Genomic DNA, 17,995 nt, shown 5'->3' with positions numbered 1-17,995 from the left:
CGTCGTCCCTCAGCCCACGAGCCTCGTGCGGTACGCCCACACCACGGCCTGCACGCGGTCGCGCAGGTCCAGCTTGGTGAGGATGCGCGACACGTACGTCTTCACGGTCTCGGGCCGCGCGTCCACCCGTCACGCCCTCACCCGCTCCCAGCGTGTGCAAGATCACACCCGGGCGTAGCGTGGCAGCGACGTCCTGGCGAAGCCGGGACAACTGAGGTAGCCAGGGGGGCACCATGGTCACGAACACGCGTCGAGCCGCACGTCACGAGGAGGAGCCCGACACCGTCGAGCTCAACCCGGTCTTCGCCCGGCCGGGCGAGGCGACGTCGTTGCCCAAGTTCCGCCTGCCGGACGACGAGGCGCTGCCGGCGACCGCATACCAGATCGTGCACGACGAGGCGATGCTGGACGGAAACGCTCGGCTCAACCTCGCGACGTTCGTCGGCACGTGGATGGACGAGTACGCGTCACGCCTCTACATCGAGGCCGCCGACAAGAACATGATCGACAAGGACGAGTACCCGCAGACGGCGGCCGTCGAGACGCGGTGCTGGACGATGCTCGCGGACCTGTGGAACGCGCCCGACCCCGAGCACACCATCGGCACGTCGACCATCGGCTCGTCGGAGGCCGCGATGCTCGGCGGCCTGGCGCTCAAGCGGCGCTGGCAGCATGCCCGCCGTGCCGCGGGCAAGGCCGCGGACCGGCCGAACCTCGTGCTGTCGAGCGCCGTGCAGGTGTGCTGGGAGAAGTTCTGCAACTACTTCGAGGTCGAGGCGCGCTACGTCCCGATCTCGCTGGAGCACAAGGTGCTCGACGGGTTCGAGCTCGAGAAGTACGTCGACGAGAACACGATCGGCGTCGTCGCGATCATGGGCGTCACGTACACGGGGATGTACGAGCCGGTGAAGCAGATCTCCGAGGCGCTCGACCGGATCCAGGAGGCCACCGGCAACGACGTGCCGATCCACGTCGACGGCGCGTCGGGCGCCATGATCGCGCCGTTCGTGCAGCCGGACCTCGAGTGGGACTTCCGTGTGGCGCGCGTCGCGTCGATCAACACGTCGGGTCACAAGTACGGGCTCGTCTACCCGGGGCTCGGGTGGGTCGTGTGGCGGGACCTGGAGTCCCTGCCGGAGGACCTCGTGTTCCGTGTGTCCTACCTGGGCGGTGACATGCCCACGTTCGCGCTCAACTTCTCACGGCCCGGTGCGCAGGTGCTGCTGCAGTACTACCTGTTCATCCGTCTCGGTCGCGCCGGTTACACCGCCGTGCAGAAGACGTCGCATGACGTGGCGCTGTACCTCTCGGGGGAGATCGCGAAGATGCCGGCGTTCGACCTGTGGAACGACGGTTCGGACATCCCGGTCTTCGCCTGGAGCCTGCGCGAGGGTTACACGAAGAACTGGAACCTGTACCACCTGTCGGACAGGCTGCGGACCAAGGGGTGGCTCGTTCCTGCCTACCCGATGCCCGACGACCTCACCGACCTGACGGTGCAGCGCATCGTCGTGCGCAACGGCTTCAGCCACGACCTGGCGTCGGCGTTCCTCGTCGACCTGCGCGAGGAGGTCGCCTACCTCGACGCCCTCACCGGCCCGATGCCCGTCGAGGGCAGCCGCTCCGGATTCCACCACTGACCACGCGGTCCGCACAGTCCAGCAGGTCCGGCAGGGGGAGAGCCATGTCCACGCAGAGCAGCACACCAGGGTCACGCAAGGCGGCGACCCACGTCCGGGCGGACGGCACGCACGCGCCGTCGGCCGACCACGTCAAGCCGCACCCGTACGGAACGCCGGAGGCACGCAACCCTCCGGGCCACTCCGGGCCCGCGATCGGGGCGCCGGCGGCGAGCGCGACCGTCGCCATGTCGGTCAGCCAGCTCGCGATGCTCACCGTCGTCGTGGTGGCGTCGTTGCGGTCGTTGCCCGCGATGTCGCTCTACGGGCTGGGTTCCGTGACCCTCTTCATCATCCCGGCGATCGTGTTCCTCCTGCCGACAGCGCTCGTCGCGGCCGAGCTCGCGACCGGGTGGAAGGGCGGGGTGTTCACCTGGGTGCGTGAGGCATTCGGGGACCGGTTGGGGTTCGTGGCGATCTGGCTGCAGTGGATCCAGAACGTCGTCTGGTACCCCACGCAGATCGCGTTCATCGCGGCGAGCCTGTCGTTCGTCGTCGGTGACCAGGGGCTCTCGAACAACGGGTTCTACACCGCGGTCGTCATCCTGGTCCTGTACTGGGGGTCGACGGCCATCACGCTCGCCGGTGGCAACCTGTTCGCCAAGGTCGGGTCGTGGAGCGGGATCCTCGGGACGCTGCTCCCGGCCGCCCTGCTCGTCATCTTCGGCGTGATCTGGCTCGCCACCGGGGAGCGGTCGGACACGCCGCTCGAGGCGTCGGCCGTCATCCCGCCCTGGACGGGCCTCGCCTCGATCGTGCTGATCGTCTCGAACGTCCTGGCGTACGCGGGCATGGAGGTCAACGCGGTGCACGCCAACGACCTGAAGAACCCCGGCAAGGGGTTCCCGCGGGCCATCGCGATCTCGACGGTGCTGATCCTGCTGGTGCTGATCCTGCCCACCATCGCGATCAGCCTCGCGGTGCCGAAGAGCGAGCTCGGTCTGACCAACGGGATCAACCTGGCGTTCCAGGCGTTCTTCGACCACTGGGGCATGGACTGGGGGACCGCGGCGATCTCGTTGCTCATCGCGCTGGGCGCCTTCGCCTCGGTGGTCACGTGGATCGCCGGCCCGTCGCGCGGTCTGCTCGCGGCCGCGCGCACCGGTCTGCTGCCGCCCGCTCTGCAGCGCCGCAACAAGGCGGGGGTCCAGGTCGGCATCCTCGCCGTGCAGGGTCTGATCGTGACGCTGCTCGCGCTGCTCTTCGTCCTGGTGCCGAACGGGAACACGGCGTTCATCGCGCTCGTCGACATGGCGGCCGCGCTGTACCTCGTGATGTACATCCTGATGTTCGCCGCGGCGATCCGGCTGCGGCGCACCAAGCCGGACGTCGTGCGGACGTACCGGACGCCGGCGATGAACTTCGTCGCGGGCGTCGGGCTGGTGGCGTGCGTCGCCGCCTTCGTGCTGGCGTTCGTCCGGCCGTCCGGCTTCACGGGCCTGTCGGAGACGGGGTACCCGCTCGTCGTGGCGGTGGTCGTCATCGTGCTCGGCGGGCCCCCGCTGCTCTTCTACGCGTTCCGACGTCCGACGTGGGACCGCCGTTCCGACGAGGAGAAGGCGAGCGCCGACGTCGTGCTCGTCAACCCGCCGCCCGCCTCACCCGCACCGACCACGAGGACCGCGGCGCCTGGGGCTCCTGGGGCTCCTGGGGAGACGGGATAGGTCCCAGGGCGCCCGGGGGCGGCGCGACGGGCAGGGTCGGCGGCGAGCAGGTACGCGCCGCCGGCCCTGCCCGATGGTGCTGTCTGCCGGCAGGCAGGACAGCGCCGACCTCCGGCCTGCCGCGATGTCGACGGTGAAACGCTTCGACGCCGCGCAGGGTCTTGATCGACGAGGGTGGTGCAGGCACTCTGACGCACATCCCGAGCGAGCGACAGCTGCTGGCTCACGGTCGGTTGTGAACGATCACACCCAGGCGGTCAGTGTTGCCCGCCGCGCACCGAGGAGCACCCATGCGTGAGACCCCCGTGAAGGTCCGGCACCGCGCACGCCGCTGGTCAGCGCTCGTGGCGGCCGGGGTCGTGGCCGCGTCGGCCGGCCTGGTGGCGACCGTCGGCGCACCTGCTGCGTCGGCCGCGAGCGTCGACCCGGGCACCGCGTACGTCCTGGTCAACCGCAACAGCGGCAAGGCGCTCGACGTCTACGACTTCGCGACCTCCGACGGTGCGCGCCTGACGCAGTGGACCCGCAGCACCAACGCCAACCAGCAGTGGCGGTTCGTCGACTCCGGGGACGGGTACTACCGCGTCCGGTCGCAGCACTCGGGCAAGGTGCTCGACGTCAGCGGCTGGTCCACGGCCGACGGGGGCAGGGTCGTGCAGTGGTCCGACACCAACGGCGCGAACCAGCAGTGGCGCCTGCAGGACGCCGCGGACGGCTACGTGTCGCTGATCAGCCGGCACTCCGGGAAGGCGCTGGAGGTGCAGAACGCGTCGCGGGACGACAACGCCGAGATCGTCCAGTACAACCCCTGGGGAGGAACCAACCAGCAGTGGCAGCTCGTGCCCGTAGGGAGCCCCGTGACGCCGACGCCGACCCCGACCACCACGACGCCGCCGGTCACCGGCTCGTTCACCAACCCGGTCGTCTGGCAGGACTTCGCCGACGGCGACATCATCCGCGTCGGGGACGCGTACTACTACTCCGCCTCGACCATGCACTACTCGCCGGGTGCGCCCATCCTGCGCTCGTACGACCTCGTGAACTGGGAGTACGCGGGCCACTCGGTGCCGCGCCTGGACTTCGACGACGCGAAGTACGACCTCACCGGCGGTCACCGGTACGTCAAGGGCATCTGGGCGTCGACGCTGAACTACCGGCCCAGCAACCGGACGTACTACTGGTACGGCTGCACGGAGTTCAACCGCACATACGTGTACACGGCGTCGGCGGTCGACGGCACGTGGACCAAGAAGGCGCGGATCAACAGCTGCTACTACGACGCCGGCCTGCTGATCGACGACGACGACACGATGTACATCGCCTACGGCAACGGCACGATCAGCGTCGCGCAGCTGAACGCCGACGGCACGCAGCAGGTGCGGGCGCAGCAGGTCTACCAGACGCCGAGCAGCATCGGGACGCTCGAGGGTGCGCGCTTCTACAAGAAGGACGGGTACTACTACATCTGGCTGACGCGCCCCGCCAACGGCCAGTACGTCCTGCGCTCCCGCTCGCCGTTCGGACCGTACGAGCAGCGTCAGGTGCTGCTCGACCTCCCCGGGCCGATCAGCGGCGGCGGCGTCCCGCACCAGGGCGGCATCGTGCAGACGCAGAACGGTGACTGGTGGTACATGGCGTTCACCGACGCGTACCCGGGCGGGCGGATGCCGACGCTGGCGCCCATCACCTGGAACGACGGCTGGCCGAGCGTGCAGACCGTCAACGGCCGGTGGGGGACGACCTACCCGCGGCCCGCGATCAGCACGACCCGCACCGTGCAGCCCATGACCGGCCGCGACACGTTCACCGGCACCCGCCTGGGTCCGCGCTGGGAGTGGAACCACAACCCCGACACCAGCCGCTTCTCGGTCGGCAACGGGCTGCGGCTGCAGACGGCGACCGTGACGAACGACCTGTACGCCGCCCGCAACACCCTCACCCACCGGATCCAGGGCCCGACGTCGACGGCGACGATCGAGCTCGACTACTCCGCGATGGCCAACGGCGACCGGGCCGGGCTCGCGATGCTGCGGCAGTCGTCGGCGTGGATCGGCGTGGTCAAGGGGGGCAACGGTGCCACGCGGGTCGTCATGACGGACGGTCTGGCGATGAACTCGTCCTGGAGCACGACGAGCACGGGCAGTGAGCGGGCGAGCGCCGACGTCAGCGGGGGCCGGATCTGGCTGCGGACGTCGGCGGACATCCGCCCCGGCTCGGGCCGCCAGGCGACCTTCTCCTACAGCACCGACGGCACGACGTTCCGGACCCTGGGTCCGGCGTTCACCTTGAACAACGAGTGGCAGTTCTTCATGGGCTACCGCTTCGGCATCTTCAACCACGCGACGACGTCCCTGGGCGGTGCCGTGACGGTCCGCAGCTTCGACCTCACGACGCCCTGACCTCCTGACGCACCACCGACGCGTCGCCGTCGGGTCCCCGACCGGGTCCCGACGGCGGCGGGCCCGGCCGCGCCCAGACGCCGCGCCGGTGCCCGGCCTCACCACCCGACCCGACGGGACGCTCCCGCGCGCCGTCACGCACCTCGAAGGAGAGCACACGTGACCACACACACCATCGCCCGGAGGGGCTGGGCCAGGAGAGCAGCGGCCCTGCTGGCCACCGCGGGCCTCGCCGCCACGACGGCGCTCGCACTGGCGGCACCCGCGCAGGCAGGCACGACGCTGGGCCAGTCCGCCGCCGAGCGCGGCCGCTACTTCGGTGCCGCGATCGCGGCGGGACGCATGAGCGACTCGACCTACCTCGGGATCGTCAACCGGGAGTTCAACTCGGTGACCGCCGAGAACGAGATGAAGTGGGATGCGACGGAGCCCAACCAGGGCCAGTTCACCTACTCCAACGGCGACCGGATCGTGAACCACGCGATCTCCCGCGGCATGAAGGTCCGCGGGCACGCGCTGCTGTGGCACGCGCAGCAGCCGGGATGGGCGCAGAACATGTCCGGCCAGTCGCTGCGCAACGCGGCCATCAACCACGTCACCAGGGTCGCGACGTACTACCGCGGCAAGATCCACAGCTGGGACGTCGTCAACGAGGCGTTCGCCGACGACGGCCGCGGCAGCCGGCGCGACTCCAACCTGCAACGCACCGGCACCGACTGGATCGAGGCCGCGTTCCGCGCTGCCCGCGCCGCGGACCCGGGCGCCAAGCTCTGCTACAACGACTACAACACCGACTCGATCAACGCGAAGTCGACCGGCGTCTACACCATGGTCCGGGACTTCAAGGCGCGCGGCGTGCCCATCGACTGCGTCGGGTTCCAGTCGCACTTCGGCACCACGATCCCGAGCGACTACCGGGCCAACCTGCAGCGCTTCGCCGACCTGGGCGTCGACGTGCAGATCACCGAGCTCGACATCGAGCAGGGCTCCAACCAGGCCAACGCCTACCGCCAGGTCGTCGAGGCGTGCCTCGCGGTGTCCCGGTGCACCGGCATCACGGTGTGGGGCGTCCGCGACACCGACTCGTGGCGCGGGGGTGCGAACCCGCTGCTGTTCGACGGCTCGGGCAACAAGAAGGCCGCCTACACGGCGACGCTCAACGCGCTGAACGCCGGCAACAACAACGGCGGGGGCGACAACGGCGGCTCGACGTCGATCGACACCAACGCCTGGTACGTGCTCGTCAACCGCAGCAGCGGCAAGGCGCTCGACGTGTACAACCTGTCGACCGCCGACGGCGCGGACATCGTCCAGTGGTCGCGCAACGACGGCAACCAGCAGCAGTGGCAGTTCGTCGCCTCCGGCAACGGCAACTACCGCGTGAAGTCGCGCCTGTCGGGCAAGGTGCTCGACGTCTACGCCCGGTCGACCGCCAACGGCGGGGAGGTCGTGCAGTGGCCCGATCTCAACGGGACGAACCAGCAGTGGTCCGTCGCGATCAGCAACGGCTACGCGACGCTGCGGAACGTCAACTCGGGCAAGGTGCTCGAGGTGCAGGGAGGGTCGGGAGCCGACGGGGCCAACGTCGTCCAGTACGACGGCTGGAACGGCAGCAACCAGCAGTGGCAGCTGGTGCGCGTCGGCTGACCGTCGTCGCCACCCGCGTGCCGACCGCCCCCGTGCCCTCGTGGTGCGGGGGCGGTCCCGCCCCCGGCCCCTGGTCCGGGGGTCGGCGAGACGGCTCGCGCGACCCCGCAGTGCTGCTCTACCGCCTGGCGCCGCGCGACTCGGTGACGGGATTCACCCGCTGAGACCGCGACGACCGCCACGCGCGCCAGGCGCCCGTGGACCACAGCGCCCAGAGCACGAGCAGCCCTTGGAACGGCAGCCGCGCCAGGCGCTTGGCGTCCGTGTCGAGCCCGAAGCCGTCGTTGCCCTCCACGTACTGGGCGACGTTGCCGGGGAAGACCGCGACGAAGAACGCCGCCGCGGCGGCGCCCACCCACGGGCGGTACCGCCGCGGTGCAGCGACCAGCGCCGCACCGAGGGTCAGTTCGACGACACCGGACCCGAGGACGACGAGGTCGGCGTCGACGGGCACCCAGGACGGGACCTGGGCCTGGAACTCCTCGCGCGCGAAGGTCAGGTGGCTGGTGCCCGCGAACGCGAGGAACCCGCCGAGCAGCACGCGTCCGATCGTGCGGGCGATCCCGTCACGTGGCCCACTGCTCCCGTTGCGGACAGAGCTCACGGCGTCCTCCTCGGCTGGGGCGTCCCCTCGAGGCTAGGGCCGAGCCGGGTCAGGCGCCCGGCGCCAGGAGGGACCACCCCGCCGACAGCACCCGCGGCGCAGCCCCGTCCGGCACGAGCAGGACGGTCTGGACCAGCCCGAGCATGCGCAGGTTCTGCCGCTCACCGGGCTGTCCGGTCACCGCCGCGACCGCCGGGTCGATGAGGTTCACGGTCCAGCCCGTCTCGATCGCGCGGTTGAAGGTGTAGCTGAGGGCCGAGGTGACGAGCACGCCACCCTCGACCGGCACGACCTGCACGGGGCCACCCGGTGCCGTCGGGTCCTCCGGTCCGTCGAAGTGCCTGACCTGCGCGTTGGTGATCCGCAGGCGCCCGTCGAGGTCGTCGCCCAGCATCTCCTCCCGGAACGTGCCCAGCTCGCCGAGCTCGACCGCCACTTCCGCGCCGGTCTCCAGGTGCGAGCGGACCAGCTCGACCGCGGCGAGGCCGGTGGCCAGCTGGTCGGGCGAGGCGGCGCTCGCGGGCCCCGGATCGGGCAGCTGGACCGCATCGGCCGGGACCTCGAGCGCGAAGCTGGAGCGCCACGGTGCCGCCGCACGTTCCCGTTCGAACACCCGCAGCTGGACGTCGGAGGCGGTGCCGTCGGTGGTCGGCTCGACGAGCGCCATGAACCACATGGGGTAGGACGTGAACTGGGGGACGGCCGCGTCGAGAGGGGAGTAGGTGACCGTGTACGGCGCGGAAGGCTGGTTGCGCGCCGCGTCGAGCTTGGTGCGGTACTCCATGAGCGCGCGAAGACCGTCCGTGTCGGGGTCGGCCCAGGCACCCGGGTCGAGCTGCGCCGCGACCTCGCTCGCCGCGCTCTCGCGCTCCCCGTACGACGCCAGGGCGGCGTCGAGCTCCTCCGCGTCGGCGGCGATCCTGACGGGCTCCGCGGGCGGCTCCACCGCGGACGGCAGCGGCACGCAGGCCGTCAGCGCGACGGTCAGCCCGGCTCCGAGGACGACGGCACGGCGTCGCACCGTGCGAGGCGCGGCGTCCGCCGGCTCAGGTTCTGGGGCGGTGAGGGTCTCGGGGTCGGTCCCGTCGGCCACGGGCTCGGGCGTCGGCGCGGTGCGGCGACGACCCCGCCGCCGCAGGAGCACCGCGGCTGTGACGAGCAGAGCGCCTGCCCCCGCGACACCGAGGGCGAGGACGAAGAGGCCCGGGACCACGGCGCCGAACGCCAGGGTGGTCGGCGCGGACCCTCCGAGGGGCACGACGACGAACGTCACGGGCTCGTCGGTGAGCGTGACGTCGAGCGACTGCGCTCCGTCACCCGACGCTGACCCGGACCAGAAGGTGGCCGTGGTCGGGTCGACCTCGGGCGCGTCCAGCTCGCCGTCGATCACGTCCGTCGTGAGGGTGCCGGACCGGTCCACCCCCGTGACCCACGAGGCGCCCACGCCCGTGACGTAGTCGCGCGCGTCGACGGGGTGCGCGGCGCCGAGGAACACCGGACCGCCCTGCGACGTGGCGGTGACGTGCAGGGTCAGGTCACGCACGGGGAAGAGGTCGAACGAAGTGATGGCGACGCCCGAGGCCGCGGGGACCCGGCCGGCGGGCAGGGTCGCGGTGTCGTCCGGGCCGACGAGTGCGGCGATCGCCCCTCCGAGGAGCAGGAGCAGGCATCCGACGGTCGACGCGACGACGGCGAGGAGAGTGCGCACGAGGCTCCCTGAGGATGAAAGACGGACAAACCGGACGCGACGCTAACAGTTCCGGCCGCCGGGCGGTGGCGTGCGTCCGTCCCCTGTGGACAGCGGCCCTGGCTCGCTCAGCGCGCCAGGAACCCGCCGTCCACGGCGATGACGTTGCCGGTGACGTACCTCGCCTCGTCGGAGAACAGCCACGCGACCGCGTCCGCCACCTCGCCCGTGGTGCCCGCGCGGCCCATGGGCAGCAGCGTGCTCCACGCGTCCGCGCCGGGCGGCACCATGCCGGGGCCCGTGAACGTCCCGGTGTCCACCGGGCCGGACGCGACGCCGTTGACGCGGATGCCCTGGTCGGCCAGCTCGACCGCGGCGCAGCGGGTGAGTGCCAGGGCCGCCGCCTTGGACGCGGCGTACGGCGCCACACCATGGAACACCGTGCGCACGGAGTGCACGGACAGGTTGTTGACGATCGAGCCGCCGCCTGTGGCCGTCATGTGGCGCACCTCCGCGCGCATGCACAGCCACAGCGCGCGTGTTCACGGCGAACGCCCGGTCGAAGTCCTCGACGTCGGCGTCCGCGACGGTCCCGGGTCCGGCGACCCCGGCGTTGTTGAACGCGTGGTCGAGGCGTCCCCACACGGCGGCTGCGGCATCGAGGGCCGACGCGAGGGCGTCGTCGTCGCACAGGTCGGCCGTGACGAGCGCCGCCTCGCCGCCGGACGCCCGGATGCGTCCGACGACGCCCGCGCCCCGCTCCTCGTCGCGGCCGAGGACGACGACGCGCAGACCGCGCCACGCGAGCTCGAGGGCCGTCGCTGCACCGATGCCGGACGTCGCGCCGGTGACGAGGGCGACCCGCCGCGCGGGGCCGGCCTCGGCAAGTTCCGACCGCGTCGGTGCGGGCGCTGTGGTGCGGTCCATCGGTGGTTCCCCCTGGTGCCGTCGACGAGCGGGGCGTCCGCACCCCTCGCCGACGGCGGGCGTGCGGGAGCGCTCCCAAGCCGTGGCGACACTAGAGCGTGGCGCTGGTCGTCCACAAGCCGATACGGGCGGTGATGAGACGTTTGTCCAGTTCTCAACTACCGGGCCTGTCGCGCGCGGTGCGTACCCTGGGTCCGTGCGCTGCGGGTACTTCGACGCGGGCGTGTGCCGCTCGTGCACGCTCCTGCCGCAGCCGTACCCCGAGCAGGTCGACGCGCAGCAGCGTCACGTCCGCACCGTGCTGGGCGACCCGGCCTCCGTCGCGTGGCTTCCCACCGTCACCAGTGCCGAGGCGGGCTTCCGCAACAAGGCGAAGATGGTCGTCGCGGGCACCGTCGAGGCGCCCACGCTCGGCATCCTCGACGCTCACGGGCACGGCGTCGACCTGCAGGGCTGCCCGCTCTACCCGCCGTCCCTGAGCGCGGCCTTCACGCCGCTGGCGGAGTTCGTCACGCGCGCCGGCCTCACCCCGTACGACGTGCCGACGCGGACCGGCGAGCTGAAGCACCTGCTCGTCACGGCATCGCCCGACGGCGAGCTGATGATCCGGTTCGTCCTGCGCAGCACCGAGGCGCTGGCGCGGACCCGCAAGCACCTGCCGTCGCTCCGGGCGGCGCTGCCGCACCTCGTCGTCGCGTCGGTCAACGTGCAGCCCGCGCACGCGGCCGTGCTCGAGGGGGACCGCGAGATCCTGCTCACCGAGCGCGAGACGCTGCGCATGCGCGTCAACGGGCTCGACCTGCACCTGCGCCCGCGCAGCTTCTTCCAGACCAACACCGAGGTCGCCGCCGCGCTCTACCGGCAGGCCGTCGCGTGGGCCGACGAGGCGCAGGTGACCTCCGCCTGGGACCTCTACTGCGGGGTGGGCGGCTTCGCGCTGCACCTCGCGCGGCCGGGGCGCGAGGTCGTCGGCGTCGAGACCAGCGGCGAGGCGGTCGCGAGCGCGCAGACGACCGCGCGCGACGCCGGTCTGCCCGGCACGCGGTTCCTCGCAGGCGATGCGACGTCGTTCGCGCTCACGGCGGGTGACGCCCCGGACCTCGTCGTCGTGAACCCACCGCGGCGAGGGCTGGGCGAGCCCCTGAGCAGGTGGCTGGAGACCAGTGGCGTCCCGCGCGTCCTGTACTCGTCGTGCCACGCGGGCTCGCTCGCACGGGACCTCGCGCACATGCCGTCGCTGCGCCCGGTGCGGGCGCAGGTCCTGGACATGTTCCCGCACACGCTGCACCACGAGGTCCTCACCCTCCTCGAACGCACCTGACCTCGCTCACTGAGCGCGGCACCCGGCCGATTCGCCCAGCGCGGCACTCCGCCGCCGAGCGCGGTACTCGTTGGTGCCGCGCTGGGCGGGGGAGTACAGCGCTCGGCGCGTGGGCGGCCGGGTCAGGCGAGGGCTTCGGCGAGGAGGCGGAGGGTCTGCTCGCGCGCGGGGGCGCGGTCCGCGGGCGTGCCGCGGGTGGCGCCCGCGACGGGCTGGACCATGATCTCGTCGGTGCCGAGGCGTCGGGCCAGGTCGCGCACCTGCTCGGCCGCCTGCGCCGGGTCGCCGACGATCCACGACGACGTCATCGCCTCGAGCGGGGCGTCGGCGGCCGAGGGCAGGGGAGCGGCCTCGGCATCCTCGACGAGCTCCTGCGGCTCGAGCGTCATCCCCGAGCGCAGCCGCCACATCGAGCGCACCTGAGGCAGCGCCAGGCGGCGCGCCTCCTGCGCGGTGGCCGCGACGGCGACGTTGGCCACGGCGATCGTCCGCGGCTCCGCGAGGGTCTCGGACGGGACGAACGTGTCGCGGTACAGCGCGACGGCCTCGTGGGTCCCCTGCCCCGCGAAGTGGTGGGCGAAGACGTACGGCAGCCCCAGGCGCCCGGCGAGCTGCGCGGAGTACGACGACGACCCGAGCAGCCACAGCTGGGGCGCGGACACCGCGCGGGGCGTCGCGCGCAGCGGGTACGCGGACGACCCGACGCGCACCTGCACGCCGTCGGGCTGCACGAGCGCGGCCAGCGTGGCGACGTCGGCGTCGAACGTGTCGACGCCGTCACCGGTCGACCCGCGCCGCAGCAGGTGGCTGGTCACCGGGTCGGACCCGGGCGCGCGGCCGATGCCGACGTCCACCCGGCCGGGGTACGCCGCCTCCAGGAGCGCTACCTGCTCGGCGACGACCAGCGGTGAGTGGTTCGGCAGCATCACCCCGCCGGAGCCCACACGCACCCGCGTCGTCGCCGCCGCGACGAGCGACATGAGCAGCGGTGCGTTCGTGGCGGCGACGGCCGGCATGTTGTGGTGCTCGGCCAGCCAGTAGCGGCGGGCGCCGACCTCGTCGGCGACGCGTGCGAGCGCGAGCGTCGCGCTGATCGCGTCGGCGGTGGTCTGGTCGGAGCGGACGGGCACGAGGTCGAGCACGGAGATCGCGGTCACCCTCGCCCCAACCTCCCTGTCACGTGCGCCATTCCGTGTGGCGGCGGCCCACGAGCGGCCTAGGGTCCATCCTGTGAGCGATACCGCGCCCCGGTTCCCGGCTCCCGGTGGACCCGTCGGGCCGCTGTGGGTCGTGACGCGCGGCTCCGGGCCGCCGCTGGTGATGCTGCACGGCAACGGCGAGGACCACCACGTCTTCGACAAGATGGTGCCCGCGCTGGGCGTCGGGCGCATGCTCGTCGGCATCGACTCGCGCGCCCACGGACGCAGCGCGCGCGGTGAGGGTCCGCTGCGCATCGCCACCATGGCCGACGACGTCGCCCACGTCCTCGAGCTGCTCGGCCTGCCGGCCGCGGACCTGCTCGGCTTCTCCGACGGCGGCAACATCGGCCTGGAGCTCGCGATCCGCCATCCCGATCGGGTCCGACGCCTGGTCGCCGTCGGGGCCAACCTCTTCCCCGAGGGCATGACGGCGCGGTCGCTCGCCGGGTTGCGGGCGACGCACCGCGTCGTGGCTGCGCTCGCGGGCGCGGTGCCGCCGCTGCGGGTCGTCGCCGAGCGGTTCGCGCTCATGGTCCACGACCCCAGCATCGAGCCGGAGGACCTGTCCCACGTGCGCGCGCCGACGCTGGTGGTGACGGGCGAGCGCGACCTCGTCCGGCCCGAGCACACGCGCCTGATCGTCGAGTCGATACCCGGCGCGCGCGCAGCCGTCGTGGCCCGCGCGGGGCACATGCTCCCGACCCAGGCGCCGCAGCGCCTCAGCGCCCTGGTGGCCGACTTCCTCGCCGAACCGCTCCCCGGTGGGCCGGCCGGCGGAACGCCGGAGGACGACCCGACGAAATCGTGAATTTCGGACACAGGGAACTCCCAGGAGCGCTACTGTGCGCGCCATGTCCACACTCTTCGCGGTCCCGATCAGCGACGCCGAGGCCGTCGCTGCTGCCGGCGGCGCCGCCGTCCTGTTCCTCGTCCTCGGCCTCATCGGCTACGTCATCGCGTCGCTCGGCCTCATGGGCGTCTTCACGAAGGCCGGCAAGCCCGCCTGGGCGGCCTTCGTGCCGATCTACAACCTCATCGTGCTGCTCGAGGTCGTCGGTCGTCCCGTGTGGTGGCTCGTGCTGTTCCTGATCCCGGGCGTCAACATCGTCGCCATGATCATCGTCATGAACGACCTGTCGAAGTCGTTCGGGCACGAGGCCGGCTTCACCGTCGGTCTCGTCCTGCTGACGGTCGTGTTCCTGTGGATCCTGTGGCTGGGCTCGAGCACCTACCGCGGCCCGGCCGCGCTCGCGACCACCGCGCCCAGCACCGCGTACGCAGCCTGACCCTCCCCGTCCACCACCCGGCCCGGTCGCCCTCGTGGCGGCCGGGCCGGCTCGTGTCCGCAGGTCGTCAGCCGGCGCTGACCAGGCCGCCGCCCACCCACGCGCGGATGGCCGCCTCGTCACCGTTCGTCAGCTCCATGCGGGCGCCGCGGCACAGGCCGATGACGTTGTCGGCCCAGCCGCGCGCGACGAGCTCCGGGGTCGGCTTCGCGTCGAGCGACAGGCCCGTGTACAGCACACCGGAGATCACGAAGTTGACGGTCGAGCGGCCGACCTTCGCCCCCGACTGCTGGCACGCCTCGTGCACGCGACGTGACGTCGCCACACGGTCGAACGGGTGCGCCGCGACGTCCGCGGCCAGCGTCTTGAGCACCACGCGGTACTGCGCCTGGCTCAGGCCGGGCGTGTCGGTCACCGCGATGACCTGGCGCTGCAGCTCGTTCGGCGCCGTGTCGGCCACCGCGCCCGGCAGGTCCGCCTCACCGAAACGCTGGGGGTCCCACACGTGACCCGGCGGGCGCGTCGAGACGTCGAGGTCGGGAAGCGCCTTCGCGAGCCACGCCGTGAACCCGCCCGTGCCCGCCCACTGGGACGACGCGAGGGTCGGGTCGGCGGTCTGCGCGACCTGCGCCGCCGCTCCCAGCGGCAGCGGTGCGTCGGCGGTCCGGACCGCACGGCGCACAGCGCGACGGGCGCGCGCCTCGGCCTCGTCGACGACCCGCTCGGTGACGCGCGCCCGCGTCGTGCGCGGGGCGGCCGGCGGTGCCTCCTCGGCGACGGGCTCCGGCGCGACGGGGGCCGCGGCGGTCGCGGCCCGGGTGGCTCGGCGCGACCGCCCCGTGCGCGTCGCCGGGGGAGCAGCCTCCGGTGCGGCGGCTCCGGGCTCCGCGACGACGGGCTCGGGCTCCGGCTGGACGGGCTCCGGGGTGGGCTCCGCCACGAACGTCGAGGCGGTCTGCGTCACGAGGTCCGCGAGTGCGTCCGCCCCGATCACGGTGTCGGCGACCGACCGGTACGCGGACGCGGCGGGGGACGCCGTGATGATGGTCACGCGACGGTCGTCCGCGCGGCACCGCTGCGCCAGCGGCGTGAAGTCCGCGTCGGCGGAGACGATGACGAACTCGTCGTAGCGCGTGGTCGCCGCGAGCGCGTCGACCGCATCGAGCACCAGGTTGATGTCGGCGCTGGACTTGCCCTGCTGCGTGAGGGACGGGCAGTCGACGACCGTGAACCCCGCGCGGGTGAAGTTGGGGCGGAAGCGCGAGTACACCGACGGGTTCAGGTAGCACGCGCGCACCAGGAACCGGCGCGTCAGGTCGCCGTCGACGTCGGACCCCTGGCCGAGCTCGGACAGCCAGTGCGCGGGGTCGGTCGCGAACGCCTCGGCCGCCTGCGGGTCGAGGCGCGCCAGGCCGATGTAGACGTTGTCGAAGTCGACGAACAGCGCGGAACGCAGCCGGCGGGTGTGTTCGGGGGTGATGGTCACACCCCCATCCTGCCGTGCCCGGCCGTCGCTGCGTCGGTAGCGTGCCTACGAGGGGCCGCGGGACGAGCCCCGCGGACGTGGCCGAGGGGAGAAGACCGGGTGCGCAACCAGGACGCGGTGCGACGAACCCGGTGCGGCGGGAGCAGGAGGTGACGACTCTCACGTCCCCGCTCTCCGTCGGTGCGCAGCTCGTCGGTCTCCAGGTGGACCCGCAGGACGCCGAGGAGGTCCAGGAGGTCCCCGACGCCGCGACGACGCCGCCCCCGGCGCCGGACACGACGACCGCTCCGGCCCCGGTACCGGTCGAGCCGACCCGCGACGCCACGACGAACGCGCCCGAGCCGCCGCCGGTCGACGTCACGCCCGCACCGCCCCCGCCGGTCTCACCCGCACCGACGCTCGAGGCCACGCCCGACGTCGTGACGACCGTCCCCACGCCGACGCCGCAGGCGACGGCCACGTCCGGTGCGGTCGTGCCGACCTGGCCCTCCCGCCCGGCGGTCACGGAGTCGTCGTTGCCCTGGGGCATGGTCCTGGCCGCCGCGCTCGTGCTCGTGCTCGCCGCTGTCGGGATCGCCTGGGGCCTGCGGCGGGCGAGCCGCACCGCGGTGGCGAGCCGCACCGCGGTGCCGACGGGGACGGGGACGGCGACGAGGGCGCCGACGGGCGCGGCGGACGGCGACGACGCCCCCACGCTCGAGCTGCCGCCGCTGGGAGCAGCCGACGCGACGCTCGTGCTGCCGCCCGGGGCCACGGGCGAGGACGGCCAGGTGGTCGACGAGGAGGTGGTCGGGGGGCAGCACGACCGCGAGCCGGACGACGGCGAGGACGTCGACGCGCTCAGCGCCCGCGCCGACGTCACGGTGCTGTTCCTGGTGCGCCTCGGCGAGGCGATGATCGACACGGGCTCGCCGATCGTCCAGGTCGACTCGACCCTGGAGCGCGTCGCGGCGGTCAACGGCCTGCCCGACGCCGCCGTGGTGACCTTCCCGACGGCACTGATGGTCTCCGTGCCGCAGCACGACACCGTGAAGACGGCCGTGAGCGCGGCGGGGAGCCGGGTGCTGCGCCTGGACCAGGTCGCCGACGTCCTCGAGCTCGCCGACGCGGCCTCGCGAGGAGACGTGCGTCCGCGCGAGGGCCTGGAGGCGTTGTCCACGATCGTGCTGTCGGAGCCCAGGTCGTCGGCCGCGCGGCGGGCCCTCGGCTACGTGGCCGTGGCGGCCGGCCTCTCGCTCGTCCTGGGCGGCGGGTGGCTCGACGTCCTCATCGCCGCCGTGCTCGGTGGCGTGGTGGCCGCGGTCACGATGGCCACACGGCGCGTCCCCGCGGTGTACGAGGGCCTGATCGTGGCGCTGTGCGCGTTCGTCGTCGCCGTGCCGGTCCTGCTGCTGGTCCGCACGGGGTGGCCGGTGGGCCTGCTGGCACCGCTGGTCGCGCCCCTCGTGACGTTCCTGCCGGGGGCGCTGCTGACCACGGGTGTCATCGACCTGGCGACGCGTCAGATGATCGCGGGGTCGTCACGGCTGGCGGCGGGCGTCATGCAGCTCGTGCTGCTGGCACTGGGCATCACGACGGCCGCCGGGCTCGTCGGGGTGCCCGCCGCCGAGGTCGGGAGCGAGACCACCGGTCAGCCGCTGGGATGGGTCGGGCCGTGGGTCGGTGTGCTGGTGTACGCGGGCGGCGTGGTGCTGAACAACGCCGCGCACCGCGGGTCGCTGCCGTGGATCACGCTCGTGCTGCTGGTCGCGTACGCGGGCCAGGTCGTCGGTGGCGTCCTGTTCGGTGCCGTGGTGTCGTCGTTCGTCGGGGCGCTGGCGATGACGCCCGTGGCGATGCTCGCCGCGGCACAGCGCGGTGCGCCGCCGTTCCTCGTGACCTTCCTGCCCGGGTTCTGGGTGCTGGTGCCCGGTGCCCTCGGCCTGGTCGGGGTGACGTCCGCGCTGGGGCGCTCGACGGACCAGGCGATCACGACGATCATCACCACGGGCATCTCGATGGTCGCGATCAGCCTGGGGGTGCTGGCCGGTCTCGCGCTCGGCGGCCGCGTGCAGCGCCGGTTCGCCCCCGACGCGCCGCGGATCGTGTGAGCGGAC

At 72.7% G+C, this 17,995-nt stretch carries 12 protein-coding genes and 2 pseudogenes; 8 read left to right on the top strand and 6 right to left on the bottom strand.

The genetic code is table 11. The features are described from left to right. Positions 1-9 precede the first annotated feature (9 nt). Positions 10-108, bottom strand: a pseudogene (locus tag IR158_RS08460) (LuxR C-terminal-related transcriptional regulator); the annotation flags it as partial. 125 nt (positions 109-233) lie between these two features. Here IR158_RS08460 and IR158_RS08455 point away from each other — a divergent pair. From IR158_RS08455 to IR158_RS08440, 4 genes are all read left to right on the top strand, one after another. Next, positions 234-1,640: a glutamate decarboxylase gene (locus tag IR158_RS08455; RefSeq protein ID WP_291811961.1), complete on the top strand. Its 1,407-nt coding sequence runs from the start codon at positions 234-236 to the stop codon at positions 1,638-1,640. Positions 1,641-1,684: 44 nt separating this feature from the next. After that, positions 1,685-3,343: an APC family permease gene (locus IR158_RS08450; RefSeq protein ID WP_291811959.1), complete on the top strand. Its 1,659-nt coding sequence runs from the start codon at positions 1,685-1,687 to the stop codon at positions 3,341-3,343. A gap of 290 nt (positions 3,344-3,633) precedes the next feature. Next, positions 3,634-5,742 carry a family 43 glycosylhydrolase gene (locus tag IR158_RS08445; RefSeq protein WP_291811957.1) on the top strand — a complete coding sequence of 703 codons (2,109 nt, stop codon included), beginning with the start codon at positions 3,634-3,636 and terminating at the stop codon, positions 5,740-5,742. Between the two features lie 159 nt (positions 5,743-5,901). Then, complete coding sequence (locus IR158_RS08440; RefSeq protein WP_291811955.1) at positions 5,902-7,389, top strand: endo-1,4-beta-xylanase; 1,488 nt, start codon at positions 5,902-5,904, stop codon at positions 7,387-7,389. A 118-nt stretch (positions 7,390-7,507) separates the two neighbouring features. Here the strand turns inward: IR158_RS08440 and IR158_RS08435 are convergent, their stop codons facing one another. The 3 genes and pseudogenes from IR158_RS08435 to IR158_RS08425 form a co-directional block, all read right to left on the bottom strand. Continuing rightward, positions 7,508-7,993: a hypothetical protein gene (locus tag IR158_RS08435; RefSeq protein WP_291811953.1), complete on the bottom strand. Its 486-nt coding sequence runs from the start codon at positions 7,991-7,993 to the stop codon at positions 7,508-7,510. Positions 7,994-8,042: 49 nt separating this feature from the next. Further along, positions 8,043-9,701, bottom strand: coding sequence for a hypothetical protein (locus tag IR158_RS08430; protein WP_291811951.1), 1,659 nt, complete (start codon positions 9,699-9,701; stop codon positions 8,043-8,045). A gap of 107 nt (positions 9,702-9,808) precedes the next feature. Then, positions 9,809-10,607, bottom strand: a pseudogene (locus tag IR158_RS08425) (SDR family oxidoreductase). Between the two features lie 196 nt (positions 10,608-10,803). On the opposite strand from IR158_RS08425, the gene rlmC reads away from it, so the two are divergent. After that, entirely contained in the window at positions 10,804-11,928 is a 1,125-nt protein-coding gene (gene rlmC, locus IR158_RS08420; protein WP_291811949.1) for a 23S rRNA (uracil(747)-C(5))-methyltransferase RlmC, read from the top strand. Positions 11,929-12,050: 122 nt separating this feature from the next. Here rlmC and IR158_RS08415 read toward each other — a convergent pair whose 3' ends face one another. Further along, positions 12,051-13,085 carry an LLM class flavin-dependent oxidoreductase gene (locus IR158_RS08415; RefSeq protein ID WP_291811947.1) on the bottom strand — a complete coding sequence of 345 codons (1,035 nt, stop codon included), beginning with the start codon at positions 13,083-13,085 and terminating at the stop codon, positions 12,051-12,053. Between the two features lie 73 nt (positions 13,086-13,158). Between IR158_RS08415 and IR158_RS08410 the strand changes: the two genes are divergently transcribed. Both IR158_RS08410 and IR158_RS08405 read left to right on the top strand, forming a co-directional pair. Then, on the top strand, positions 13,159-13,935 hold the full coding sequence (locus IR158_RS08410; protein WP_291811945.1) for an alpha/beta fold hydrolase: 777 nt from the start codon (positions 13,159-13,161) through the stop codon (positions 13,933-13,935). Between the two features lie 43 nt (positions 13,936-13,978). Next, complete coding sequence (locus tag IR158_RS08405) at positions 13,979-14,413, top strand: DUF5684 domain-containing protein (protein ID WP_291811944.1); 435 nt, start codon at positions 13,979-13,981, stop codon at positions 14,411-14,413. Between the two features lie 67 nt (positions 14,414-14,480). On the opposite strand, the gene IR158_RS08400 is transcribed toward IR158_RS08405, so the two are convergent. Then, entirely contained in the window at positions 14,481-15,899 is a 1,419-nt protein-coding gene (locus tag IR158_RS08400; protein WP_291811941.1) for an NYN domain-containing protein, read from the bottom strand. 149 nt (positions 15,900-16,048) lie between these two features. On the opposite strand from IR158_RS08400, the gene IR158_RS08395 reads away from it, so the two are divergent. Beyond that, entirely contained in the window at positions 16,049-17,989 is a 1,941-nt protein-coding gene (locus IR158_RS08395) for a threonine/serine exporter family protein (protein ID WP_291811939.1), read from the top strand. Positions 17,990-17,995: the final 6 nt, after the last annotated feature.

The sequence above is a fragment of the Cellulomonas sp. genome (assembly GCF_015234515.1).
In the GTDB taxonomy this organism is placed as follows: Bacteria; Actinomycetota; Actinomycetes; order Actinomycetales; family Cellulomonadaceae; genus Cellulomonas.
Note: the sequence above shows the minus strand (reverse complement) of the source record. Positions and strands in the feature narration are given on the sequence as shown.

Coding starts and splice junctions, on each gene's coding strand:
- IR158_RS08455 (WP_291811961.1), top strand. CDS start 234: ATGGTCACGAACACGCGTCGAGCCGCACGTCACGAGGAGGAGCCCGAC.
- IR158_RS08450 (WP_291811959.1), top strand. CDS start 1,685: ATGTCCACGCAGAGCAGCACACCAGGGTCACGCAAGGCGGCGACCCAC.
- IR158_RS08445 (WP_291811957.1), top strand. CDS start 3,634: ATGCGTGAGACCCCCGTGAAGGTCCGGCACCGCGCACGCCGCTGGTCA.
- IR158_RS08405 (WP_291811944.1), top strand. CDS start 13,979: ATGTCCACACTCTTCGCGGTCCCGATCAGCGACGCCGAGGCCGTCGCT.